This is a genomic window from Micromonospora taraxaci (assembly GCF_007830095.1).
GTDB lineage: Bacteria > Actinomycetota > Actinomycetes > Mycobacteriales > Micromonosporaceae > Micromonospora > Micromonospora taraxaci.
Genome location: NZ_VIWZ01000001.1, coordinates 2,730,358 through 2,753,938, shown reverse-complemented (window position 1 = coordinate 2,753,938; position 23,581 = coordinate 2,730,358). Strand labels below are relative to the sequence as shown.

At 71.7% G+C, this 23,581-nt stretch carries 17 protein-coding genes; 3 read left to right on the top strand and 14 right to left on the bottom strand.

Going from position 1 to position 23,581, the window contains the following annotated elements; translation table 11 throughout:
* Position 1: 1 nt before the first annotated feature.
* The 3 genes from FHU34_RS12815 to FHU34_RS12805 form a co-directional block, all read right to left on the bottom strand.
* Positions 2–1,639, bottom strand: a complete 1,638-nt coding sequence (locus tag FHU34_RS12815) for a thiamine pyrophosphate-binding protein (protein ID WP_145780167.1) — start codon at positions 1,637–1,639, stop codon at positions 2–4.
* A 12-nt stretch (positions 1,640–1,651) separates the two neighbouring features.
* Positions 1,652–2,413, bottom strand: a complete 762-nt coding sequence (locus tag FHU34_RS12810; RefSeq protein WP_145780166.1) for a cyclase family protein — start codon at positions 2,411–2,413, stop codon at positions 1,652–1,654.
* A 64-nt stretch (positions 2,414–2,477) separates the two neighbouring features.
* Positions 2,478–4,010, bottom strand: coding sequence for a hypothetical protein (locus tag FHU34_RS12805; RefSeq protein WP_244311646.1), 1,533 nt, complete (start codon positions 4,008–4,010; stop codon positions 2,478–2,480).
* Between the two features lie 139 nt (positions 4,011–4,149).
* On the opposite strand from FHU34_RS12805, the gene FHU34_RS12800 reads away from it, so the two are divergent.
* Together FHU34_RS12800 and FHU34_RS12795 are read left to right on the top strand one after the other, a co-directional pair.
* Complete coding sequence (locus FHU34_RS12800; protein WP_244311645.1) at positions 4,150–5,061, top strand: GNAT family N-acetyltransferase; 912 nt, start codon at positions 4,150–4,152, stop codon at positions 5,059–5,061.
* A gap of 199 nt (positions 5,062–5,260) precedes the next feature.
* The gene (locus FHU34_RS12795) at positions 5,261–5,707 is read left to right on the top strand and encodes a hypothetical protein (protein ID WP_145780164.1); all 447 of its coding nucleotides are present in this window, start codon (positions 5,261–5,263) and stop codon (positions 5,705–5,707) included.
* A 51-nt stretch (positions 5,708–5,758) separates the two neighbouring features.
* Here the strand turns inward: FHU34_RS12795 and FHU34_RS12790 are convergent, their stop codons facing one another.
* The 5 genes from FHU34_RS12790 to FHU34_RS12770 all read right to left on the bottom strand — a co-directional run bounded on the left by FHU34_RS12790 (position 5,759) and on the right by FHU34_RS12770 (position 11,365).
* The gene (locus tag FHU34_RS12790) at positions 5,759–7,885 is read right to left on the bottom strand and encodes a B12-binding domain-containing radical SAM protein (RefSeq protein WP_145780162.1); all 2,127 of its coding nucleotides are present in this window, start codon (positions 7,883–7,885) and stop codon (positions 5,759–5,761) included.
* A gap of 10 nt (positions 7,886–7,895) precedes the next feature.
* A complete protein-coding gene (locus tag FHU34_RS12785) occupies positions 7,896–9,293 on the bottom strand; it encodes a TfuA-like protein (RefSeq protein ID WP_145780160.1) in 1,398 nt (465 codons plus the stop codon).
* A complete protein-coding gene (locus tag FHU34_RS12780) occupies positions 9,286–10,452 on the bottom strand; it encodes a YcaO-like family protein (protein ID WP_145780159.1) in 1,167 nt (388 codons plus the stop codon). The genes FHU34_RS12785 and FHU34_RS12780 overlap by 8 nt, the downstream gene beginning before the upstream one ends.
* A 27-nt stretch (positions 10,453–10,479) precedes the next feature.
* On the bottom strand, positions 10,480–10,854 hold the full coding sequence (locus FHU34_RS12775; RefSeq protein ID WP_145780158.1) for a class IIb bacteriocin, lactobin A/cerein 7B family: 375 nt from the start codon (positions 10,852–10,854) through the stop codon (positions 10,480–10,482).
* 148 nt (positions 10,855–11,002) lie between these two features.
* Positions 11,003–11,365 carry a hypothetical protein gene (locus FHU34_RS12770; protein ID WP_145780157.1) on the bottom strand — a complete coding sequence of 121 codons (363 nt, stop codon included), beginning with the start codon at positions 11,363–11,365 and terminating at the stop codon, positions 11,003–11,005.
* A gap of 328 nt (positions 11,366–11,693) precedes the next feature.
* Between FHU34_RS12770 and FHU34_RS12765 the strand changes: the two genes are divergently transcribed.
* Entirely contained in the window at positions 11,694–12,473 is a 780-nt protein-coding gene (locus tag FHU34_RS12765) for a MerR family transcriptional regulator (RefSeq protein WP_145780156.1), read from the top strand.
* Positions 12,474–12,481: 8 nt separating this feature from the next.
* On the opposite strand, the gene FHU34_RS33240 is transcribed toward FHU34_RS12765, so the two are convergent.
* The 6 genes from FHU34_RS33240 to FHU34_RS32950 all read right to left on the bottom strand — a co-directional run bounded on the left by FHU34_RS33240 (position 12,482) and on the right by FHU34_RS32950 (position 23,492).
* Positions 12,482–15,517 (bottom strand): ATP-binding cassette domain-containing protein, encoded by a 3,036-nt coding sequence (locus FHU34_RS33240; protein WP_208744976.1) that lies wholly within the window; start codon positions 15,515–15,517, stop codon positions 12,482–12,484.
* 24 nt (positions 15,518–15,541) lie between these two features.
* The gene (locus FHU34_RS12755) at positions 15,542–17,728 is read right to left on the bottom strand and encodes an NHLP family bacteriocin export ABC transporter peptidase/permease/ATPase subunit (protein WP_145780155.1); all 2,187 of its coding nucleotides are present in this window, start codon (positions 17,726–17,728) and stop codon (positions 15,542–15,544) included.
* Complete coding sequence (locus FHU34_RS12750; RefSeq protein WP_145780154.1) at positions 17,725–18,534, bottom strand: HlyD family efflux transporter periplasmic adaptor subunit; 810 nt, start codon at positions 18,532–18,534, stop codon at positions 17,725–17,727. The genes FHU34_RS12755 and FHU34_RS12750 overlap by 4 nt, the downstream gene beginning before the upstream one ends.
* A complete protein-coding gene (locus FHU34_RS12745; RefSeq protein WP_145780153.1) occupies positions 18,531–19,994 on the bottom strand; it encodes a SagB/ThcOx family dehydrogenase in 1,464 nt (487 codons plus the stop codon). Before FHU34_RS12745 ends, FHU34_RS12750 begins: the two co-directional genes overlap by 4 nt.
* Positions 19,995–20,046: 52 nt before the next feature.
* Positions 20,047–22,323, bottom strand: coding sequence for a TOMM precursor leader peptide-binding protein (locus FHU34_RS12740; protein ID WP_167524815.1), 2,277 nt, complete (start codon positions 22,321–22,323; stop codon positions 20,047–20,049).
* Between the two features lie 152 nt (positions 22,324–22,475).
* The gene (locus FHU34_RS32950) at positions 22,476–23,492 is read right to left on the bottom strand and encodes a hypothetical protein (protein WP_167524814.1); all 1,017 of its coding nucleotides are present in this window, start codon (positions 23,490–23,492) and stop codon (positions 22,476–22,478) included.
* Positions 23,493–23,581 lie beyond the last annotated feature (89 nt).

Below are 23,581 nucleotides of genomic sequence, written 5' to 3'. Positions count from 1 at the left end.
CTCAGTGGCCGCGGAACGCCTCCTCCAGCCACCACGACCCCCGTGCGGCACTGACTTTGGCGTCGACCACCAGCGGCCGGGTACGGGGACCGGCGAGCCACTCGCGTACCGGCCCGAGGTCGTCGACGGTCCGGACGGTCACCCCGTCGCAGCCGTAACCTCTGGCGATGGCGGTCAGGTCGGTGTCGGGGAAGGTGACCGTCTCCAACGGGTGACCGTCCGGGCCGAAGTGGTGCACCTCGGCGCCGTACGCCGCGTCGTCGTAGATCACCACGAGGAGGGGTAGCGCCAGCCGGACGGCGGTCACCAACTCGGTGGCGGACATGACGAAACCGCCGTCGCCGACCGCGGCGACGGTGAGCCGGTCCGGCCGGGCGACCGCCGCCCCGAGCGCGCTGGCCAGGCCGAGCCCGACCGACTGGAACGCCTGGGTGAAGCAGAACCCGGCGACGTCCGGGACGTCGAGCCACATCGACGGGTAGCCCATGAAGTTGCCGGAGTCGATCACCACCGTCCGGTCGGCCGGCAGCAGGTCGTCCAGGGCGGCCGTGAGCGTCCTCGGGTCGATCGTCGACTCGTCGCTCTCGTCCCGGTACGGGACGGCCCGCCACCGGCCGTGGTCGCGGATCCGCTGGGCCAGCTCCGGCGTACGCCAGCCGCCGGCGTCCACGGCCCCCTTGGCACCGGGATCCAGCCGGTCGAGTACCGCCTCGGCGACGGCCGTCACCTCGCCGGCCACGGTCAGGTCCACCGGGCGGTTCACCCCGAACGCGGCCGGATCGTGGTCCACCTGGACAACGACTGCGGTGGGCGGGATCAGTTCTCCGTGCCGGGTGGTCCACATGTTCAGCGTGCTGCCCCACGCGACGACCAGGTCCGCCGTGCCGATCAGTTCGGCGGCGAGCGGGGTGGCGAAGCCGCCGGCCACGTCGAGATACCACGGGTTCCCGGCGAACAGGCCCTTCGCCGCGGCCGACACCGCGAGCAGCGCGCCACAGCCATCGGCGAGCCGGGTCAGCGGTTCCCGGGCGGTCCGAGCACCCCTACCCGCGATGAAGACCGGCCGACGGGCGGCCCGGAGGGCGGCCAGCAACGGCTCGACCTGCGGCTCGACGGCCGAGGCCGTCATCACCTCAGGCACCGGACCGGACCACGGTTCGGTCGCGGCGGCGTTCTGCACCTCCAACGGGAGGCCCAGCACCACAGTCGCACCCCGGGCGGCGGCCCGGTACGCCGCGCCCGCGTCCTCGGCCGCGTGCGTCGCGCGTACCCGATGGAATTCGGCCCCGACCGCGGCGGCGAGCCCCGGCAGGTCGATGAAGAAGTTCGACCGGGGCGCGGTCGCCTCCGGGGCCAGGACCACCATCGGGGTACGGCTCTTCGCGGCCTCGGTGAGGCCGGTCAGCGCGTTGGTGACACCCGGGCCCTGGTGCACCGAGAGCAGGCCCACCGTCCCGGAGGTGCGGGCGTACCCGTCCGCCATGCTCGCCGCGCCGCCCTCGTGGGCCGCTGCCACGAACCGGGCACCGGCCGCCACCAGCGCGTTCGTGACGTGGAAGTTGCCGCTGCCGACCACACCGAAGACGACCCGTGCGCCGTGTTCGTGGAGAACCCGCCCGACCACCTCGGCTACCCGCATCGGTGACCGGTCCTACCGTTCGACGAGCGCGAGGACCCGGCACGGGCTGCCGGACCCGGAGACGATCGGCAGTGGTCCGGCGATCACCACCGCACCGGTCGCCGGCAACTGCGCCAGGTTACGGAGTTGGGTCAGGCCGTACTTCTCCTGGCCGAGCAGGAACGAGTGGCACGGGAACGGCGGGTCGAACGAGTGCGCGGCGCCCGCGTCGGTGCCGACCGTCTCCACCCCGACGCCCTGGATCGGCGACTCCTCGGCCAGCCAGCGTGCGCACTCGACAGAGATGCCCGGCGTACGACCGGCGTTCGCGTACCGCTCCGGGTCGTCGCCGTACGCGTCCCAGCCCGTGCGGTACAGCAACCAGCCACCGGTGGGCAGGGCACCGTGTTCGGCCTCCCACGCCTTGACGTGCTCGACCTCCAGCAGGAAGTCAGGATCGGCGGCGGCGTCGGCGGTGTGGTCGATCACCACCGCCGGGGCGATCAGCTGGCTCACCGGCACCTGCGACACGTCCGCGCCCTGTTGACCGGTGACCCAGTGCACCGGGGCGTCGAAGTGGGTGCCGGTGTGCTCACCGGTGGAGAAGTTGTTCCAGTACCAGGCCGGACCACTGTCGTCGTACCGGCTGATCTCGCTGAGCTGGAAGGGCCAGGTCTGGCCGAACTGCTCGGGCAGACCCAGGATCGGGGTCTGGTCCGAGAGTGGAGCGGTGAGGTCGACAACCTGGATCCGGCCGCTGGATAGAGCGGCGACAAACTCCTGCAGCACCGTCATGCGGCGACGGTACACCGCACTGTGCTCCACGATGGACCTACGAATGCACTGTGTCGACGGGGAATCAGGCCGCAGTCAACCTGTGCAGGACCTGCCGCATCTCATCGATCGAGAGGGCCGGGTTGGCCGCCGCTGCCTCAGCCAGTTCACCGTCGTCGAGAAGTGCGGTGAGCCGCGTTGCCGGGAGGCGAGGGCTGCCTGCCATGGCCTGCCGCACTGTCGCATCGGGGTCGGTAGTGAGGCGTTCGATGAGCTCGGGGTCGGCACGTGGGTCGAGGGCGACGAGCCGCCGTACCGCCGGGTCCAGGTCGTCGGCGAAGCGGGCCAGTCCTGCGACGGGAAACTGCGGCAGTTGGCTGAGCCGATCCCGGCCGCAGCAGTGGTATTCCAGGTAGCAGCGAAGCAGTAGCGCCGGCGGCGCGGCCGGGTGGTGCTGAGCGAGCAGGACCCGTACGCCAAGGTCGGGGTCGTCAGCGAGGACGGTGACGACCTGCGCTGGCAACTCGGCGTTGCGGGCCGCTCGGCGGCGCAGCAGCGGATTGACCGATCGGGCCCACCGCAGCGCATCGGCGAGCCCCGGAACGGCAGCGTCGGGGGAAGGCGGGATCCCGCGACAGCGAGCGTCCGCGAGGCCGAAGTGTCCGTCGCCCGGCGCAGTGGTGACGTCGATGCGGATGCCGGCCCGCTGCCGCTCGGTGAGGCCGGGATGGGTGGAGACCTCGGTGCGCACCTCGACCGCTGGGTCGGCCGCGAGCGTGAGCAGCTGGTCGCCGGTCAGGTCGAGACGAAGACTGACTGCCTGCCGTACCGACGGATCGGAGTGACGCAGCAGCCTCTCGACCGCGTCCGGTGGTACTGACGCATTCCTGCCCATCACCCGCAGCGCCGCGACGTCACCGCTGGCGAGCACCTGGTCGACCAGCGCCCGGGACAGCGGGCGCTGGAGCACGTACCAGAATGCGTGGGAGTGCTGGTCCGGCAGGTCCGCAGGTTCCATCACCTGCTGCTGGCGGGCGACGGCCGCCGTAGCGGCCGCACGCACCTCGGGCACCGCATCCTCCAGCAGCGCCTGGCGCGACCGCTCGTCCAGCTGATCCAGGAGACCGGCCGTGAACCGGCGCACACCCGGCCGGGGGTGAGCGGCGGCCAACCACATCAGATGCTGGTCATACCCCGTCGCCGCACGCAGCTCGCCAATCAGCTCCTCGCGGCTGAACGGCAGGTCGGAGGGTGGACCGTCGAGCTCGGTCAACAGCCTGACCAGGACGTCATCCGGCAGCGCCTCCTGACCGGGCCGACCGAACGCGCGCATCCTCACCCGCCAATCCGCGTCGCCCAGCAGCTCGGTGCGCACCAGAGGGTCGACGTGCGGGTGGGCGGCCAGCGCTGCGCGGATCCGGGGCGAGGGATGACGCAGCATCGCGTCCTGCAACGGCGGTGGCAGCTCGCGGCGGCTGCGCAGCCCTTCGCACGTCTCCTCCGGCCACGTCTCCACCAGACGCAGCAGGACGTCGGCCGATGCTGTCGGGTTCCTCGACAGCCCTCGAACCAGCGGTGCAGGTGAGGGAGATCGATCCAGCAGGGCATCACCGGTCATCGGTGGCCCCCTACGCCCACGCCAGGGAACGCGGTGTCCGTGATCGGCAACGCTGCGAGCGCTGATCGGTGAGTTCCTGCGGATCCTGGGCCACGTAAATACCGTGTCGCCGTGGCACATCGATGGCTAACGTACGCGGATGAGCACACTCCCGATGGCCGGGCTGCGGCTGCGGTTCTTCACCGACCCCGGAGAGTTCCTCGCCGCAGCGGACGACTACCTGCGTGCCGATCCGGTCGGTTGCACCATCGTCACCACCCACACGCACCGGCTGTTGTCGCAGCGTAGCGCGGGCATTCCGCAATCGGACCGCGACTGGTGGCTGGCGGTCGTCGACGACTCCGGCGCCGTGGTCGGCGCCGGAATGCGCACGACGCCCTATGCCCCCTATCCGCCGTACCTGCTGCCCATGCCCGACGAGGCGGCCGTCGCGCTGGCCCACGCGTTGCACGGGCGCGACGAGGAGGTGCTCGCTGTCAACGGGGCCCTGCCCACCGTCGACCTGTTCGCCACCGAACTGACCCGGCTCCTCGGGGGTCGAGCCCAGGTCGCGCAGCACATGCGGCTGCACGAACTCGGCGAGCTGGCCTGCCCGCCACCGGTGCCCGGCCGCCTGGTGGTCGCTACCGAGGACGACGTGGAACTGGTCACGCGGTGGTACATCGCGTTCACGGGCGACGCCGACGAACAGGCGGGTCGACCGCGCGGCACCAGTGCGCACGACGCGCCTGAGCGCGACGAGTTGCTGCGCCGCCTTCGAGCCGGACGGCTGTGGTTCTGGGTCGACGAGACCGGGCAGCCGGTGCACCTCACCGGTGCCAACCCACCGTCGTTCGGGGTGGCACGCGTGGGGCCGGTGTACACACCGCCGAACCAGCGCGGCCGTGGTTGGGCCAGCAACGCGGTAGCCGAGGTTTCCCGGCAGATCCAGGCGGAGGGCGCACGGGTCTGCCTGTTCACCGACCAGGCCAACCCGACCTCGAACAAGATCTACGCTGCCCTCGGCTTCCGACCGGTCGTCGACATGGCCAACCTCGTCATCGTCCGCTGACATCGTGGTTGCCATGCAGCACGCCGACGGCGACTTGCCGTGGTTGCATGCCTGAGCCGAGCACGGACGGACTTACATGATCAAGTGATGAAAAATAGGTCGCAGAGCCATTTTCGACCTACTTCTCATCACTTGATCATGTCGCACAGTGGAGACCAGCCGCCGGTCAACACGTCCTGATCCCACTAGCCTCGGCGTGGTGGCAGCAGAGGCGGCGGGATTGTTTCGTCGGACAGCGATCGAGCGATCAGATCAGCGCGTCGCGTGGGAACGGCCGGATCAGGCCTTCTTCGCAGCCGGAGCGTGCCACATCCTCGCCTGGGTCTGTCGCGCTTCGTACCCGGACCGCTTGATCGAGGTGACGGCGGTACGGCTGGTGGGCGAGCGGCACGTCTTCCACGTCTACGCGGTCTGGGAGGGTTGGGCGTTCGACCATTCCGGCTGGAATCCCGAGCCGCAGTTGCTCGCCGCCAACGCACGCTTCGAGGGGCACCCGCTGGAAACCGTCGGGATCACGGTGGATCTCGCGGAATTCTGCGCGGATCACCACCACCGTATGCCGGACCAGTACTGGCGTGACCCGCTGCCACGTGCTCGGGCCTACGTGGGCAGGCATTCTCCGCCCTGGGCACAGCTGGCTGGTTGATCGCACCGGGCCGGATGCGAGTCGCCCCGCCCGCCGCACCCGGCGGTCGGGTCACCGCGCCGCCTCGCTCGGAAGTTGGTGGCGGCGGATCAGTCGCTGCCCGATGAAGGTCCGCCAGACCCGGTCGGCGACCGTCGGTTCGACGATCCACAGCCGACGTTGCGCGTCGGCGAGGGTAAGCGGCGCGATGAAGAGGTCGAGGAACAGTCGGCTGCTGCGGTTGAGGGCGAACACCAGGCCGTCGGCCCGGCGGAACAGGTGCCGGTCCGCCGGCAGCTCACCGGGCGAGCCGTCCTGCTCGTCGGAGCGGATCCGCCGGTACGCCTCCCAGACCTGCTCGTCGTCGCGGTCCACAAAGGTGCCGTTGGCGAGGAACTGGGTCTGGTCGTCGGTGTCGTGCCGGACCCGGTCGTGGGCGAGCACGCCGCGCACCGCCGTGCCGTAGCGATCGTGGTAGAAGAACGTGTGCGGCGTGTCGGTGCTGCCCAGCCACGGACGGTGGAAGTGCCCGGGGTTGAGGTCGGCCTTCGCCTGGGCGATTTCGGCCTGCGCCGCCTCGGTCACCGGCTCGTCGTACTGGAGCATCCGAACGATGTCCGAGCCCTCCACCGGCCGCACGTTGGTGATGCCGAACCGGTCCGGCTCCTTGGCGACGATGGCGCCCGGGGTCAGCATGAAGTCGCCCAGCCCGCCGAGGGTCCACAGGTCCGGGTTCTCGCGCAGGAACGTGATGCTGTCCAGCGCCTCTTCGCGGGTCTCGGTGGGAAAACCGGTGAAGCCCATCATCTGTACGCCGATGTTGGCCTTGGTCATCGCGGTCATGGTGCGGCGTACCTGCTCCGGCTTGGTGCCCTTGTCGATCAGGTCGAGGATGCGCTGGTTTCCGGACTCGAAGCCGACCGAGATGGCCACGCAGCCGCTGCGCCGCAACAGCTCACACCGCTCGTCGGACCAGTACTTCTCCAGCCGGATCTCGGCGCCCCAGCGGAAGTCGAGCCCCTGCTCCACGGCCCGCTCGGCGAACCGCAGGATGGTCGCGGGAGCGAGCACGTCCACCGAGAAGTAGATGAACTTGGCGAACTTCGACAGCTCGGTGACGTCCGCGATCATCGTGTCCACGGTGTCCTGCCGCCACGGGCTGGTGGGTCCGTCGGTGTTCAGGCCGTAGTCGCAGAACGTGCACTTGTTCCAGTAGCAGCCTCGGGTCGGCGAGTAGTAGACGAACTTCTCCGGGCTGAGGTAGAGATCCCAGGGCAGGCCGGAGAAGTCCGGCACCGGCACCTGCGCCAGGCGCTCGTAGCGCAGGGGCAGCTGACGCTGCCGGCCGTACTTGGGGTGCAGTCGGACGTTGGGGTGCCCGGCCGGCAGGGTGCCGGTCGCCACCGCGTCCAGGATCTCCGTGTACGCGCTCTCCCCCTCGCCGACCACAATCGCGTCGAAGTCGGCCAGCACCTGGAAGACGTACTCCGGTTTGCTGGCGCACTTCCAGACGTCGGAGATCTCGGTGCCGCCGGCGATGAGGAAGACATCCGGGCAGGCCTGCCGGACGAGCCGGGCGATCCAGAGCGCGAACGGCAGTTGCCACTGGTAGGTGGCGCTGATCCCGATCACCTGGTGTCCACCGGCGGCGAGTCGCGGGATCAGCACGTCCTCGTAGTACGGCTGGAAGGGCCGGTTGAGCCGGCCGAGCAGAGCCTCGTCGGTCAGCGCGGCCACTGACCCGATCGAGATCATCGGCGGTGGGTGCAGCCGGAAGCCGGCGTGGAACTGCCCGGGGAACCCCACCGCGCCGAGCGTGTCCATCCAGGAGATCACGCCCTCGACGGCGTCCTGGTAGTGCCGGTAGTCGTAGAACAGTGTGGGGTCCTGCAACACCCCGATCGACCTGCGCAGCCGGTCCGGGTCGGGCTCGGGCAGGTTGAGCAGGTTCGCCCGGGCCATCAGCGCGTCCGGGCCGCTGAGGTCGTCGACGGAGAGCCGGGACAGCTCCCGCTGCAACCACTCGTACGCCGACGGGGTGTACGAGTGGTGGAACGCCTCGATGTTGGCGTCGATGATCTCCGCCGGTCGGTGCCCCTGCGCGCGGGCGTACGAGTCGAGGTAGTTCAGGGAGTGGTATCCCGACGTGGGATCGGTCAGCGGGGGGTAGATCAGTGCCGCCTTGACGGTGCCGCTCATCGACTCCTCCTCAGCCGACCCGGGCCGCTGAACCGGCCAGGGTGTCTTCCGGCGCGGGATGCGCCACCTCCGGCAGCCGTGGGGCGCCGAACGCCTTGACGTACGCCACCAGTGGTTCGGCGGCGTACCGGAACGCCATCAGGTCGACGAAGCCCCGGTCCCATGCCGCCGCCTCCAGCCCGTCGGTGTCGCAGCCCCACAGCGCGGCGAAGCACGCGTCGACGACCTCGGTCCGGAAGTGCAGCCGGCTGCCCGGGCGACGGTGCCCGGTCGTACGCGGGACGACTGTCTCGTTCAGCGACGCGGCGGTGGCCGCGACCTGCCGCGCGGCGGCGAGCAGCGCGGGGGTACGCAGCGGCGCCGCGACCATCCACAGCGCCAGGCTCCGGTGCGGCGTGGTGCCGAACGCCCGCACCAACACCCGCAGCACCGCCTCGCGATCGTCGAGGCCACGTTCCCGGTCGGTCAGCCAGTCGTGCTCGCTCGGCAGCACGGTGGCCAGTCCTCGCTCACGGGCCACCTCGTAGGCCCGCTCCTCGGCGGCCGGGTCGGCGATGTCGACACCGGCCAGCCCGGCCAGCACCTCCCGTCGGTGCCAGGCCGGCTCCTCGGGGTGCAGCAGCATCAGCACCGCGGCGGCCTCCCGGTCGCTGACCCAGTGCCCACCGGTCGACTGCCCGGCGAACCGAGATCGCCAACTGTCGAGGAAGCGGGTGTGCAGGTTGTCGATCGGTTGGTCACCGCCGTGCGCGGGATACAGCTCGGGCGCGTCGTCCGCCGCCATCGACAGCAGCAGCCGCGCGTCGGCGCCCTTGGCGTCCCAGGGGTCCTGCCGGTGCCAGGTCACGAAACGGTCCACCAGGGCCGCCAGTTCGGGTGGCGCGGTGCGCTCCAACGCGCGGTACGACCGCCGCCGGAAGGGCAACTCCCGGGCGGCGTCCAGCAGCAGTGCGGCCTCGGCGTCGTCGAGCACTCCGGCGGCGACGGCGCGGCGCAGCTGGACCCGGATGTTCACCAGCGGCTCACTGAGCGTGCGGTGACCTTCCTCGGCGGGCCCGTGCACCACCGCCACCTCGTCGTCGCCGGTCACGACGCCGTCGCGGTAGAGCTGGAACACCTCGCCCACGCCCCGCATCCCGAACGGCCACAGCTCCGCGGCACGCAACGCGCCCATGCTGGCGGCACCGGCCACTGTCACCCCACTGTCGAGCAGGTCGAGGATCTCCCGGTGGCGGACCGGCGGGTGTTGCAGGAAGAACCCGTCGATGACGAGGACCCGGTCGCCGGCGACGACGTCCAGGCGGAGCAGGTCGCCGTGCGCGACGGGCGGCAGCACCACCGCGTCGGGCAGCAACCGGCCGACCTCGTCGATCGGCAGGCTCGGACCGATGAAGACGACGTCAGTCACGGGGCACTCCCGGTCGGGTACTCAGGGCCCGCTCGTCGAACATCCGCAGGCCGGGGGCGAACACCTTGCTCACCGCGATGCCGATGTCGTCGTGCGTCAGGTCGACGCTGAACGGCTCGACGCCGGTGATCCGCTGCACGCGGGATGCCAGCTCACGCAGCACCTCGGTCACGTCTCCCGTCGGCGGGAGGTCCCGGCGGACCGGCTGGACGGGCCGGTCGACGGTCGGGGGCGGCACCGGCGGCGCGCCGACGTCGTGGTACGCGGTGGCGTCGATGTCGTCACGTGCTCCGGAGACCATGACCAGCCGTGACTGGGCGGCCTCCGACATGGCCCGGCCGACGGCGATCTGCGGGTCCACGTGGCAGCCGAAGCCACCGAAGGTGACCGGCAGGTCGGGGGACCAGATCGACGCGGCGTAGCAGGGCACGCCGATCGCGTTGGTGATGTCGCAGATCTCCACCCAGCAGCCCGCCTGCAGCAGCGCGTCGTGCACGGTTCGGGTCATCGCGTTGGTGGCGGTGCCCGGGTCGGCGTAGGTGCGCTCGGCCAGCGGGGAGGTGCAGTACGGGGCGATGCAGTCCCGTTCGACGACCTCCAGCAGGGCGTGCAGGCTGGCCTCGGCGAAGGTGTTCCCGGTGGCCAGGCCGTTGCTGCTGGGGGTGAACAGCGCGCGGTCCCAGCCCCTTCGGATGGTGAAGTCGAGTTCGATGGTGGCGCGTGGCACCAGGCAGGGCGCACCGGTCACCAGGCCGCGGCCGGCCACCCAGTCGAGCTCGACGGCAGGGGTCACTGGGGACCGCTCGGCCAGGTGCAGCCACCGCACGTCGTACGGCAGGTCGAGCGCCGCGGCCGGGGACCGCACGACGGTCCCCGGCCGGAGGTTCTCGGCATGCCAGGACTCGATGCTCTCCATCACCGCGCTGACCCGGGACTGCGTCGCGGTGGCGCCGGTGCCGACGCTCACCGCCATGGTGGCTCCGACCGGCCGGTAGGCGACGTGCACCGGTAGGCCGATCTCGTCGAGTCGGGTGATGTCGGCGACCCGGGTGATCCGGAATCGGTCGAGCATCCCACCGACCCGTTCCCAGGTCTGCTCCACGCTGGCCGTCCGGTAGGTGCCGGATCGGAACGCGATGGTTTCGGTCGTGTCAGTCATCGAGGCTCCCGGCGGTGGTGGGGGAACTCAGAGGATGAGGACCGCGATGATGTTGACGTTGTTGTCGGCGATCGGGGCGACGCCACCGGCGACCGTCTCCAGCTCGGCCTCGGTCAGCTCGTTGAGGTCGACCAGCGGCACCTCGGGCACGTGCAGCACGTGCAGGCCGGGCGTGCCGGCCCAGTCGGAGACGATCTGCTCCTTGGTGTAGAGCGTGGCGGGCTGGGCGCGGTCGACCTCGACCCGGGAACCGGGCTCGACCGGCAGGCCGGCCGCCGTTGCGTAGCCGGTCGGGTCGGCGAGCAGGCGTTGCAGTTCCTCGTCGCTGCGCCACACCGCGGTTACCAGCTCCGAATACTTGGTCACGAACCTCGCGCCGTATTCCTGTCCGTCGTTGCTCATCGTTTGGTCCTCTCCTGGGGAACGCTGCGGGGGCGAGCGGTCATTTCTGTGTGGAGAACGCTAAGAAGATCGAGGTTCGGCAATCAAGCATTTCGTGTTACTGCCATCAGAATCTGCCGTATAGGCCGCCGGGCGGCAGACATCGGTGTCAGGTGCAGCAGCACGGGCAGCAGCAGGCGCAACTGGAGTCCAGACCGGCGACGACGCTGTCCAGCTCGTCCTCCGCGAGCTCCGCCTGGGCCACCGGCAGCAGCGACGGCACGAAGAGCACGAAGGTGCCGGTGGTGGCCGCCGACTCCCACGACTCGATCTGAACCTCCAGGTCGGGATCGGCGTCGGCGACGTCCCGGACCACCCGGACCTGCACATCATCGGGCAGCTCAAGTCCGTAGCCGGCGAGGAACCCGCGGGGGTCCCGGCCGAGGGCCTGCTCCTTGACCGGGTCGGCCCAGACCTCGGCGACCAACCGGCTGTACGCGGCCACGAAGACCGCACGATCGACAGGTGTCACACCCCTGCTCCCTTCGATGATCGGCCGCCGGCGGCGACGCCCCGGCGTCCGGCGGCGCGGGATTCCGGGCCGCCGGTTTCGCTTCATCGTGGGCCACCGGCAGATCCGGGCTGCGCCACGAGCGGGGATTTCATCGAATGTGGCCGCGAATAGGTCACCCTGCGGCGAAAGCCGGGTAATTGGGAATCAGCGGCGTGCGACGGATTGCGATTCTAGAGACTGTCATCACTGTGAACAAGTAGTAATTCCTCGCCTGTTACGGCCCGGAGTGCGCACCTAGGCTGCGATCAACGGATCGCCCGTCCTGACAGCGGTCCGACGGGGTGCCATGTTCCGCCACCGAGTGCTGCCGGAGGCCACCGTGACCATCAACGAGGTGACGACGACGCCCGGCGGCCCGGCCGGGTACAGCGTGGAGGAACTCGCCCGCAAGGTGGGGATGTCGCCTCGCAACATCCGCGCCCACCAGGCCCGGCGGCTGCTGCCCCCGCCGGTGCGGCACGGTCGGGCCGCCTTCTACGACGACTCCCACGTCCGTCGGCTGGACGCGATCCTCGCTCTGCAACGGCAGGGGTTCAACCTGGTCTCCATCGAGGCGATGCTCGGCGTGCGGGCCAGTGACGATGCGCCCGACGGTCTGACCGCGATGCTGCAACGGCTCACCGCCGACCGTCCCGCGCTGGCCCACGCGCTGACCCGGCACGGCGTGATCGGCCGGACCACCGACGGCAGCGTCCGCACCGTCCGACCACGCCCGTTGCGCGCCGCGCTGGACCTGCACCGGGTACGGGTGGGTACGGTGCCGGCACTGCAGACCCTCAGTGAGGTGCTGGACAGCCTCCGGCCGGTCGCTGACGAGCTGGTCGCCGCCGTCACCGCCCGACTGCTGGCCCTCGCGCCGGAGCTGGTGCGCAGCGGCGCCGGGACGTCCTGGGCCGACCTCGACCGGGAGACCCTGTTACTGACCCAGGGTGTGGTCAACGTGCTCACCGAGGCGTTCCGGCTCGCCGCGGAGAACCAGGCCGAGACACACGTGGCGGAGCTGCTGGAGAACCACCTCGACACGGACGTCTGCCTGGACGACGGCACTGTCATCGACAACGGCTGACCAGGCGGTCAGCTCGTCGCGGGCTGCCCGTCCGACTGCCGGTCCTCCACCACCACGGTTCCGGCCCGGTCCGGCTCGCTCAACAGTTGTCGCCGCGCCAACCTGTGGAACAGCCCCTCGGGTTGGTCCATCAGCTCGTCGTAGCTTCCCCGCTGGACGATCCGCCCCTCGTCGAGGACCACAATGGTGTCCGCCGCACGGACCGTGGACAGCCGGTGGGCGATGACCAACCGGGTCGCGGCCAGGGTGGCGGTGCTCCGGGTCACCACCTCCTGGGTGCGGTTGTCCAGGGCGCTGGTCGCCTCGTCGAGGAAGATGATCCGGGGCCGGGGAGCCAGCGCGCGGGCGATCAGCACCCGTTGGCGCTGCCCGACGGAGAGCGTCCCGCCACCGAAGGGCACCATCGTGCTCATTCCCATCGGGAGGGCCTCCAGATCGTCGGCGAGGCCGGCCATACGCGCCGCATCCCAGACCTGGTCCAGGGGGAAGCTCCCGGCGCCGCAGATGTTGTCCCGTACCGAGCCGGCGAAGAGCTGGCCGTCCTGCAGAACCACCCCGCACTGTCGGCGGACCGCGTGCACGTCGAGTTCGGAGAGGTCCTGGCCGTCGTAGAGCACCGCGCCCTGCTGCTGGCGTTCGAAGCCGAGCAGCAGCCGCAGCAGGGTGGACTTCCCGCAGCCGCTCGGCCCGACGATGGCGACGAACTCACCGGGGCGGACGTGCAGGTCGATGTCGACGAGCACCGGCGGCTCGTCCGGCTGGTAGGCGAAGGTGACCCGGTGCAGCGCGATCTCGCCGCGCAGCTCGCCCGGGTCCACCTTGTCCGGCCGCGCCTCGGGGTCGGCGCGCAGGATGTCGTTCAGGCTGCGCAGCCGGGGCACTGCGGCGATCACCTCGACCCCCGCCGACACCAGCACCAGCAGCGCGCCGAGCAGCATCGCGAAGCCGACGTTGAGGATGAAGAAGTCGGCCGGTGCGATCCGGCCGGCCAACGGCCCCATCAGCACGGCGAAGAGGACCAGTTGCCCCGCGATCGGCAGCACGGTGGCGAAGGCGACCAGACCCGCCTGGCTTTGCCGGACCCGTTGCAGCGCCGCCCGGGCCGTCGCGGCCACCTCCGACCAGCGGGCGTGGGCCCGGGCTTCGGCAGCCGCCACCTTGATCTTGACGATGCCGCCGAGCAACTGGTTGGTCATCGCCGCCGCACGGTGCTCCGCCGGCAGCGCGGACCGTTGCTGGCGGATGATCAACACGGCGAACGCGCCGAAGGTGAGCAGTGTGACGGCGACGATCCCCGCCCCCCACAGCCCGAGCACGGGCTCGACCACGAGGAGCATGCCGAGGGTCACCGCGACGGTCGCCGCCGCCGAGACGAGCTGTGGCAGCAGCGCGCTCACCGCCTCACCGACGAACGAGATTCCCAACATCGAGTTCGCGATCTCGCCGCTGCTGCGGCCGGTGAAGAACCGGGCCGGCAGGCGCAGGAGCCGGTCCCAGATCGCCAACTGCGCGCCGGACTGCAACCGGCCGTCCAACCGCAGCAGCCGTAGGTTCTGCACCACGCCGACCAGCCCGGCGACCACCGCGGCGCTGAGCATCAGGGCGACGAAACCGACCAGGCCGTCCACCTCACCCTGCCGGGCCAACTGGCCGAGCACCTCGCCGGTGGCCAGCGGCACCCCCAGGCCGAGCAGCGCCACGCAGGCGGCGGCGAACAGCAGGCCGCGCACGTCGCGGCCCGCGCCGACGAGCCCGGCCCGGAGCAGGTGACGCATCCGGGCGCTCGGCGGCAGTGGCGCCTGCACCTGGGTCGCCTCGACGGCGAACGTCGCCGCGACCGCCGGGCTGATCGGACTGTGCGCGCGGGTGTCCGGGTCGACCTGGTGGTAGCGACGTCGCCGAAACACCAACGGCACCGCGACGGCCTGCTCCGGGTCGGCGCCGACCCGCCACCCCACCAGCGGCCCGAGGTCCCGCCGCCACCACCGGTCCGGCAGTCGCACCTCACGCAGGAACAGGCTGGACGCTCGGGACACCGCGTGCACCGCGGCGCGGTCGCTCAGCAGCGCGCCACTACGGTCGGCCGGCTCGTTGACCGGGCTGCCCATGCCCTCGGTGACCACCCGGACCACCGAGGCGGCCCGCCCGTACCTGTCGAATCCGGCCTCGGTGTCCGGCACCGGCACCGCTCCGCCCGCGCCGATCACCCCGATCGACCGGCGGGCCGCCGCGGCGAGCACCGCGGCGTCGACCTGCCGGCGCCGCTGCACCCCGCTCAGCAGGGCGGCGTCGGCCTCCTCGATCCGGCTCTCCACCATGCGCAGGAGCCGGGCAACGTGCTGGTCGACCGCCGGGCGGAGCTGGCCGGCGACCAGCAGGTCCCAGCTGCCGTGGCTCTCCACCGCGCACGGCGACTCGGCCACCACCCAGTCGCGTTCGGCGATCAGCAGCAGTTCGTGCTCCCCCGACATCTCCACCGGGCCACCGTCGTTGCGTCGCAGCTGTCCACCGGCGCTACGCAGCCACCAGGCGCCCCCGGTGGAGGTGAGGGCGCTCCCCTGCGCCAGCGAGACGATCTCGCGCCCGCTCAGGGTGGAGGCCTCCCGGGGCGCCTGCCCCCGACGCAGCGCGTCGGCGATGGTGACCAACACCAGGTCCACCGCCGCGACCATCTCAATCGCGGCAGTCCGCGCCCGAGGCGACGGCCCCTCGTCCGCCGGCCGGTCGAGCCGCACATGCCGCTCCAGCAGGGACAGGTGTCGCTGGGACAGCCCGCGCAACTCCGCGCCGGGCAACGGCACCAGGATCAACTGCCACGCACCGAGTGCTGTGGACGTCGGCGCCAGGCCACCCGCCGGCAGCCGGGCCACATGGTGGCGGCGCGACGGGCTCATCCCGGCCCGGCGCACCGCGAACAGGTCGGCCTCGCCGCCGGTCACCAGCCAGCCGGCCACCGGGCCGTCCAGGCGGCAGACCTGGCGTACGCCGTCGGCGCAGTAGCCGATCAGGCCGCCTACCGGGTCCTCCTCCACCGCGCCGCTCATCAGTGTCTCCTCGGATCGTCGTGGTCACTGGTCCCGGACCAGTCGCGCGTACGCGCCGTCGCGGGCGACCAGTTGCTCGTGGGTGCCGCGCTCCACCTCCCGACCGCCGTCCAGCACGACGATCAGGTCGCAGTCGCGGACCGTGGACAGGCGGTGGGCGACGATGAGGCAGGTCGCCCCCCGCCGGCGCAGATGCAGGTCGATCCGGCGTTCGGTCTCGGCGTCCAGTGCGCTGGTCGCCTCGTCGAGCACCAGCACCCGGGGGTTGCGGACGAGCGCGCGGGCGATCTCGAGTCGCTGCCGTTGGCCACCGGAGAAGTTGCGGGCGTTCTCCCGTACCGGACTGGCCAGGCCGCCCGGGCGGGCCGCGACCTCGTCGTAGAAACACGCGTCGGTCAGCGCGGTGACGACGTCCTCGTCGGCAACGGTGAGGTCCCACATGGTGACGTTGTCCCGGACCGTCCCCTCGAACAGCCGTTGGTCCTGGTCCACCATGGCGACAGTGGCCGCCCAGAGACCGTCGTCGGTGCCCGGACGGTCGAGGCCATCCACTGTGATCCGACCGGTCCACGGGCGGTAGAGCCCGGCGACCAGCCGGCCCACCGTCGACTTGCCGCTGCCCGACCGCCCGACGAGCGCCACCCGGGCACCCGGGGGCAGGTCCAGGCTGAAGTCCTCCAGCAGTGGGCGGCCCAGCGGGTTGTAGCCGAAGGTGACCTTCTCGATGCGCAGATGCCCCTCCATCGGCGTCAGCGGTCGGGCGGGTCGTTCCTCGGCGGACGGCAGTGGGTAGTGCTCCACGTCACGCAGCCGGTTGAGGTCGGCGCTCATGTCCTGCAACCGGGAACCCAGGGCGGTGAGGTTGCCCAACGGTCGGTTCATCGCGACGGCCAGGCTCTGCATGGCGACCAGCACGCCGACCGTCAGCGACTCCGCCACGACCTGTCGGCTGCCCAACCCGAGCAGCACCGCGGTCGTCCCCGAGGCGAGGAACGCGGGCAGGACGGAGAGCACCGCGGTGGGCACTCCCAGTCGCTGCTGCCGTGAGGCGACGGTGGCGTGCCGCGCCGCGAACCGGGCCACCGCCCGCTCCTCCTCGCCGCCCGCCTTCACCGTCTCGATCAGCTGGACCGTGGTGTACACGGTGGTCACCAGCTTGCTGCGATCCGCCTGGAGACCGGCGACGGCGATCGACCTGGTCGAGGCGACGTAGCGCAGCACGCTGACGTTCAACCCGGCGAGGACCACCGCGCACAGTCCGAGGAGAAGGTCGTACTGACAGAGCAGCGCCCCGTACGCCAGCACCAGGCCGGTGTCCACCACTGTGGTCGCCGCGCGACGGGTGAGCACCTCGGCGACCACGTCGTTGCCGCGGACCCGCTGGCCGAGGTCGGCGGCCTGGCGCTGGTCGAAGAACGACGGTGGCAGCCGGAGCAGATGTCGGAAGAACCGGGCGGCGCTGGCGAGGGCGAGCGCTGTCTCCGCGCGTACGGTCAGGCGTTGCTGGAGCAGGCTGGCCAGGAAGGTCAGCACGGTGGCCACCGCCACCGCCGCCACCAGGCCGGCGAACGCGGCCTGGTCCTCCTGCAACAGCACCCGGTCGACGAAGACCTGGGCCATCACCGGGATGGTCAGACCGACCACGGCGATCAGCAGCCCGAGCAGCAGCATCTGCGCGATCGCCGAGCCCGGGCCGCGCCACCGCTGGGCCAACGCCCGGACCATCCGGTAACGGGTGCCACCCGGACGGAACTCCGGCCCGGGTTCCATGGTGAGCACGATGCCGGTGAAGGCGCCGTCAAACTCCTCCCAGCTCACCGCCCGGGGGCCGGTCGCCGGATCGTTGATGAAGACCTTGTTCCGGCCGAGTCCTTCCAGCACGACGAAGTGCTCGAAGCGCCAGAACAGCACCGCCGGCAGCGCCACAGTGGCCAGGCCAGCCAGGTCCATTTGGAAACCCTTGGCCACCATCCCGTACCGGCGGGCACCCTTGAGCACTGTGGCGGCGGTGGAGCCGTCCCGGCTCACGCCGCACACCCGGCGCAACTCCTCCAGCGGCACATGCCGGCCGTGGTGGGCGAGCAGGATTCCGAGCGCGGCGGCGCCGCACTCCACCGCCTCCATCTGGATCAGGGTGGGCGTGCGGACCCGTCGACGCCGGATCCTGGGCAGCTCCGGTGCGTTCGGGACCGCTGTCGACGGCGCGCTCATCGCCGCAGCAACCAGTCGATCGGGTGTTCCTGGTCCACTGTGAACCAGGCGGTGACCTCGCTCGCCGAGTTGAGCTGGAACGGCGGCGGCGTCTTCGTCCAGCGCAGACCGCCCGGAGCTGCCGGGTCGGGCTCCAGGGCGACGGTCACCCGGATCACGCTGCCGTGCGCCAGCAGCCGCCGTACGTCCGGCCCGGTGCCCAGGAAGGCACGCAGCGACGCCTCGGTCTCCGGGAACGCGCCGACGGTGGCCACCTGACCGGCCAGGGTGCCGAACACGTTGCGCGGTGCCGCCGCGGCGGCCACTTCGACGGGTACACCGGGTTGCAGTAGCGGAGCGGCGACGGCCGGGGCGTACACGACGGCCTGCAACGCGTCCCCTGCGGTGTCGAGCCGCTCCAGATCCGCCAGGTGTGTGCCCGGGGTGACGATCTCCCCCTCCGACACCAGCCAGGCCACGACGTACGCGTCACCCGGCGCGTTCTCCACCACCACCTTGCCCTCCATCGTGCGCAGGCTGTAGAGAGGGGTGCCCTTGGCCACCCGTTGGTGTGGCGACGCCCAGACCTTGGTGACCTGACCACTGTCGATCGCGTCGAGGGCGGAGATCCCGTTGGAGTGGATCAGCACCCCGGCGGCCTCGACGGTGCGGGGGATCACGGTGCGTACCGACCAGACGCCCGCGGCGACCACGACGATGACCAGCGCGGCGGTGGCCAGCCAGTGCGGCACGGTGGTCAGCCGGACCGCCCGGTCCAACTGCTCGGGGGCCTCCAACTGGCGCAGCGCCTGCCGCCGGAACTTCATGACCGGCCCCCCGTTGCGGGCGGGCCGGCGGCGCGGCGCGAGCCGAGCAGGAAGTCGGCCACGCTCGGCTCGACCAGCGGATCGAGCCCGGACAACTCGGCGAAGGCCTGGGAGTCCCCGGCACCGAGGGCGCACGGCGCCAGCTCCATGGCGGTGGCGACGAGATACATCTGCTGGGTCAGCACTCCCGCGTCCTTGAGGATCATGGCGTAGCTCATCCCTTCGTACTTCCACATCAGCCGCTGGACCCGGGCGGTGACCACCAGGACCGTCTGCGGCGGCCGGGGCATGGCGCCGGCCGCCCGGGCGTACGCCAGCAACCGGTCGGCGGCCGCCCCCCAGGCGGCGACCGGTTCCAGCCGGTGCCCGACCGCGTCGTAGTGGTAGAGCCCGGGGTCGAGTCCGGCGCACCGCGCGACCAGCGGGTAGATCTCCAGCTCGTAGACCCCGCCGCCGCCCGGGTAGGGCCGATGACCGACCTCCTGCCCGCCGGCCTCGCCGGCGGCGCTGGTGTGCTGCGACCGGTACAGGAACTCCGCCAGTCGCTCCAGCGGCAGCGGCGCCCCGTCGTCGTGTTCGCGCACGCTGCGCCGCTCCGCCACGATCTGGCTGAAGGCGGGTTCAACCTTGGCGATCGTCGCCAGGTCCGGTAGTGGCAGGTCGATCGCGCGACCGCCGTCGTAGGGGCGGCGCAGCGGTTGTGGGGCGAAGCGTTCCCGCATCCGGTAGGTGCCTCCCACCGGCAGCGCGTGCCGGCCGGCCCGGGAGCGGTGGTGCAGCCGCAGTTCCTCGGGCGACCAGTAGGCCAGTGGCGCGTCGTCGCACTCCGCCTCGAACTCGGCTTCGGTGACCAGGATTCGGGCGGTGACCAACTCGTCGAGCACCCGGCCGGCGGCCGCCGGTCGCACACCGAGCGTGCGGGCCACCGTGTCGGGTCCGACGCCGGGCACGGCGGCGACCAACACCGCGCCGAGGGCGACGTCGGCGCAGCCGACGGTGAGGGTGCTCAGCGGCGAGGCGGCCACCAGCCTGCCTTCTTCGTGCTGGAGGGTGGCGAAGCGGGAGAGCCGGTGGCGCACCCCGGGTGTGTGCGGGCGGCTCTCCGGCAGGCTGCCCCGACCCAGTCCGGTGGGCACCAGGTCGAGCAGCGCGCGGTCGTCGACCTGGAGGCGGCGCTCCAGCCAGGAGTGGGCGAGCAAACGGCGCAGCAGCAACTGGGCGGCCAGCACCCGGCTCTCCCCCTCCAGGCCGCTGATCAGACGGCCGACCTCGACGTCGCTGACCCAGTCGGCGGCGAGTTGCAGGAGCAGTGCCCGTCGGCCCATGCCGGGTCGTTCCAGGGTGAGCTGGAAGCGGGTCTGCCGCAGGGTCAGCGAGCCGTCCTCGCCGAGGCGCAGTTCCGCGTCACGGCGCAGCCGGTACGCCTCCTGGATGGGCGGGCCGCCGACGGTGCCGCTCACGACGACCGCCGGCCGGCCGGTCTCACCACGGTGGTCATCTACGCACCCCTCGCTAGAAGAAGACGTTCAGCGGATTGGCCGCCGTCTCGTCGGCGGCCAGCGGGCCCCGGCCGAGGTGGGCCGGCACGTCCCACAGCCGACCGGGGCCGAGCCGGCGCCAGAAGTGCCGCAGACCCGGCACCACGACCTTCACCACCGCCAGGTCGACGTCCGGACGGGACTGGTCGACGACGATCACCTCCAGGCCGGCCCGCTCCGCCCGGCGTACGCAGTGCCGCACGTCGTCTCCGACGTCCCCGGTGGTCAGCGGCGGGTGGTCGGCGGCGGTGCGGGGCGCTCGGGTGTGGTCCGGGGAGAGCCACTGTTGATCGGCCACCCGTACGGTGCCGAACCACCGTGCGGTGTCCGGATCGTCGACGCCGTACCTGTTGCGCGCGGAGGTGGGCCCGGGAACGGCGGGCAGGAACTGGTTGACCTCGGTAAGCGCCCGGGTCAGCGCGACCCGGGCGTCCAAATGCGCGCCGAAGCCGACCAGGACGTCCTCCGGCCCGCCGTCGGATCGCCGGGACACCGCGGCGAACGTGGGCACACCGAGGTCGGCGGTCAGGTCGAGGGCCCACAGTTCACGGCCCAGGACGGTGGCATGGTGGTCGACGCAGGCGGCCGTCCACGGGTCGGCGAACGAGGCGAGGTCCACCCCGGGCATCCGCGAGCGGTGGTACCACCACAGGGCGACGCTGTCCCGCTCCACGAGTTCGCAGAAGCCCTGCAGGATCGCCTCGGACAGGTTGCCGCCGGCGGCGCAGCCGTTCGAGTCGGCCGAGCACACCCCGAGCCCGGTCAGCTCCGGATGCCCGTACCAGCAGTACGCGGCGGGCAGCTCGCGTGGCGTCCGCCGGGTCAGAGACCAGCCCGTGGTCCAGTCCAGCTCCACCTCGTCACCCAGCGGGCGGGGTACGCGGTGCAGGTGGCCGAGGTCGGCGTTGAGCCGGTCCCGATCGGCGTACTGGCGTTCCGAGAACAGCAGCAGCTCCCGCAGGTGCACGGCTCGGTCCGGACCCAGCTGGCGGTACGTCGCCCGGTGCACCGGGCGGTCGCCGCGCCACACCCCGCAGTAGCGCTCCACCGCCTCCCCGATCGCGCTCATCCGCGCCTGGAGGTCGGTGCGGCCCTTGCCGCCGCTCTGCCCGCGCAGGTTGCGCCGCAACCCGGCGAGCTGGCGGGGCTGGGCGAAATTGTGCCCAGCCGAGTAGGTGTGGGTGACGCCGTTGTCGGTCGCCTCCAACGGGGTCAGTCGGCTCACCACGCCCAGGTACCGGCTGACGTGGTGGGCCAGAGCGGCGTACGCCTCTGCCGGTTCCCGGGTGCGGGAGTCCTCGCCCCGGCTGGGCTGGGCGCCGCTCGGCGGCAGGTCGATCCGTGGCTCGGCCTTGCCGACGAGGTCCGGGTCGCCGCACGCGGGGCACTGCGGCTGGCGTACCAACTGGTGGCTTTCCATGCTCAGGTCCCGGGTGTCCAGGGCCACCATCCGGCCGGTGAGGCGGGGTGACGAGCCCCGGACGGCGAGCACGGCGAGTTCGGTGGCGAGCAGCCCGGCGGCCGCTGTGGCCAGTCCGGGCAGGACCGCCCGGCCCGGCTGCGGCAGGGGGTCGCTCAGGTCCTGCCCGTCCAGGAAGGCGTTCACCTGTTCGTTCTCCTGCCACCGTTGCCGCAGGCAGGCCCAGCAGCCGGTGCGACCCGGCACCAGGTGCGGGCCGAGGAAGACGACGTTGCCGTGTGGCCGGGCCAGGGTCCACGCACGACCGGCCGCCAGGTGGCGGTCGTTGACCAACGCCAGTCGGGGGTCGAGCATCGACGACGGCAGCACCAGCACCTGGGCGGTGACCGGCACGTCGTCGGTCTCGTCCGGTCCGACCACTGTGACGGCGAGCCCGAGGGCGCGCAGCGCGTCGGCGGTCTCCGTCACCCGGGGCGCCCCGAGGTCCACGATGGTGACGGATCCCTCGGCCATCCACCGGTGCCCTGCTTCGGGCGGGACACCGCGGGCATCCCATCCGGCGGCCTCCGCCGGTGCGGTGCCCGCCGGACCGGACACCAGTAGGCCGTGGTCGCGTAGCCGGGCGAGGGCGGCGGCGACGGCGGTGACCGGGTGCCGGGTGGCCAGCCGGTTCACCACGTCGGCCAACGGCTCGACGCCGTCGAGCTGGTCGGCCAGGTCCGCGGCGACCGGGTCGTCGATGATCAGGCTGCGGGTCTCCCCCAGCACCACCAGCGGGCCGTCGGGCAGCCGTACCTGCGCGTAGTCCGATCGGAAGCGCGGATGCCACATGGTTCCTCCCGAGCCTGGTGGCCGGACCGTGGCACCGCCGGCGCTCTGCCGGCGATCACGGCTGCTGCCATCGTCGCGGTCCACTGGTGCCTGGTCCGAGTGATGCCACCGGTTTCTGCCGTTGGCGGCCGACCGGGACGGTCGCGGTCGGGTCAGCCGGCGGTGACGGTCAGCGCGGTGTCGTTGAGCCCCAGCACCGATGTGCCGGTGGCCTGTGCCGGTACGAGCAGCAGGAAGGTCTCCACCCGGGTCACCCGGATCGACTTTCCGCTGATCGGCGTGCGATGACCGGTGGCGATCAGATCCGGGCTCTGCGGCACCATCTGGACGGTGGTCGGGCCGCCGGGGGCAGGGCGCAGCGTGTCGGTGGCGTGGATCGTCAGGAAGGCCAGCGTGCCGGTCGGCACGGCTACCGCGCAGTCGGACCATTCGGCCCGGTCCATCGTCCGCTGGACCGCCGCTCCGACACCGGCGAGCTGCTGTCCGTAGACCTCCCACCCGCCGGCGAACTGGCCGTCGAGCAGCGGACTCGACGCGACGAGGGACCGGTTGCTCGTCGTGGACCCGATGCTGCGGGCGAAGACCTCGGCGGCGACGGCCCGACGGCTGGTCTCGTCCAGGGCCGTACCGCCCTGCGTGGCGGGCCGGCCGTCGATGCTCCGGGCGACCACCAGCGAGGGTTGGGTGACCTGCACGTTGTGGCTGAGCTTCCACTGGCCGTCGTCGCCGAGCACGAACTGGCTGACGTCGGTGGGGGCCAGTTCCGAGCCGCTCAACTTGAGGGTGGCCGTGGCCAGGAAGCAGGCCGGGTCGCCGGGCGGCACGGCGAACGCCGGGTTGATGTGCTGGAACGACGGTTGCGGACGCTGGTTGTAGGTGGCCCGGCGGACCGCGGCGATGCTGAGGTCGAGCGAGGGCGACACCTCCTGGGTCCGCAGCGCCTCGACGTCACCGGCCACCGAGGCGGCCGAGTCGGCCTGGTCGAAGGCGGTGAGCACCAGCGCGGCGCGCTCGCGGCCGAACGTAGCCGGACCGTCGGTCGAAGGGGTGGCCGCGTCCACCGGCTCGCCACCACAGCCGGCCAGCACGAGCAGCGCCACCACGGCGGCGGCGAGCGGCACCGGCGCGGCGAGGGTACGCGGGCTCCTGACGGATCTTCTGCCCAGCATCTCGTCCTCCATCCACCACCGGTCGACGGGATTCGCGCCCGATGGAGTCGAGTATGTGAGCGACTCTCGGGCCATGCCGGGGGCGGCGC

Excerpts from the sequence above, each read along its gene's own strand:
- FHU34_RS12815 (WP_145780167.1), bottom strand. The coding sequence starts at position 1,639 with ATGCGGGTAGCCGAGGTGGTCGGGCGGGTTCTCCACGAACACGGCGCA.
- FHU34_RS12810 (WP_145780166.1), bottom strand. The coding sequence starts at position 2,413 with ATGACGGTGCTGCAGGAGTTTGTCGCCGCTCTATCCAGCGGCCGGATC.
- FHU34_RS12805 (WP_244311646.1), bottom strand. The coding sequence starts at position 4,010 with ATGACCGGTGATGCCCTGCTGGATCGATCTCCCTCACCTGCACCGCTG.
- FHU34_RS12800 (WP_244311645.1), top strand. The coding sequence starts at position 4,150 with ATGAGCACACTCCCGATGGCCGGGCTGCGGCTGCGGTTCTTCACCGAC.
- FHU34_RS12790 (WP_145780162.1), bottom strand. The coding sequence starts at position 7,885 with ATGAGCGGCACCGTCAAGGCGGCACTGATCTACCCCCCGCTGACCGAT.
- FHU34_RS12780 (WP_145780159.1), bottom strand. The coding sequence starts at position 10,452 with ATGACTGACACGACCGAAACCATCGCGTTCCGATCCGGCACCTACCGG.
- FHU34_RS12775 (WP_145780158.1), bottom strand. The coding sequence starts at position 10,854 with ATGAGCAACGACGGACAGGAATACGGCGCGAGGTTCGTGACCAAGTAT.
- FHU34_RS12765 (WP_145780156.1), top strand. The coding sequence starts at position 11,694 with ATGTTCCGCCACCGAGTGCTGCCGGAGGCCACCGTGACCATCAACGAG.
- FHU34_RS33240 (WP_208744976.1), bottom strand. The coding sequence starts at position 15,517 with ATGAGCGGCGCGGTGGAGGAGGACCCGGTAGGCGGCCTGATCGGCTAC.
- FHU34_RS12755 (WP_145780155.1), bottom strand. The coding sequence starts at position 17,728 with ATGAGCGCGCCGTCGACAGCGGTCCCGAACGCACCGGAGCTGCCCAGG.
- FHU34_RS12750 (WP_145780154.1), bottom strand. The coding sequence starts at position 18,534 with ATGAAGTTCCGGCGGCAGGCGCTGCGCCAGTTGGAGGCCCCCGAGCAG.
- FHU34_RS12740 (WP_167524815.1), bottom strand. The coding sequence starts at position 22,323 with ATGTGGCATCCGCGCTTCCGATCGGACTACGCGCAGGTACGGCTGCCC.
- FHU34_RS32950 (WP_167524814.1), bottom strand. The coding sequence starts at position 23,492 with ATGCTGGGCAGAAGATCCGTCAGGAGCCCGCGTACCCTCGCCGCGCCG.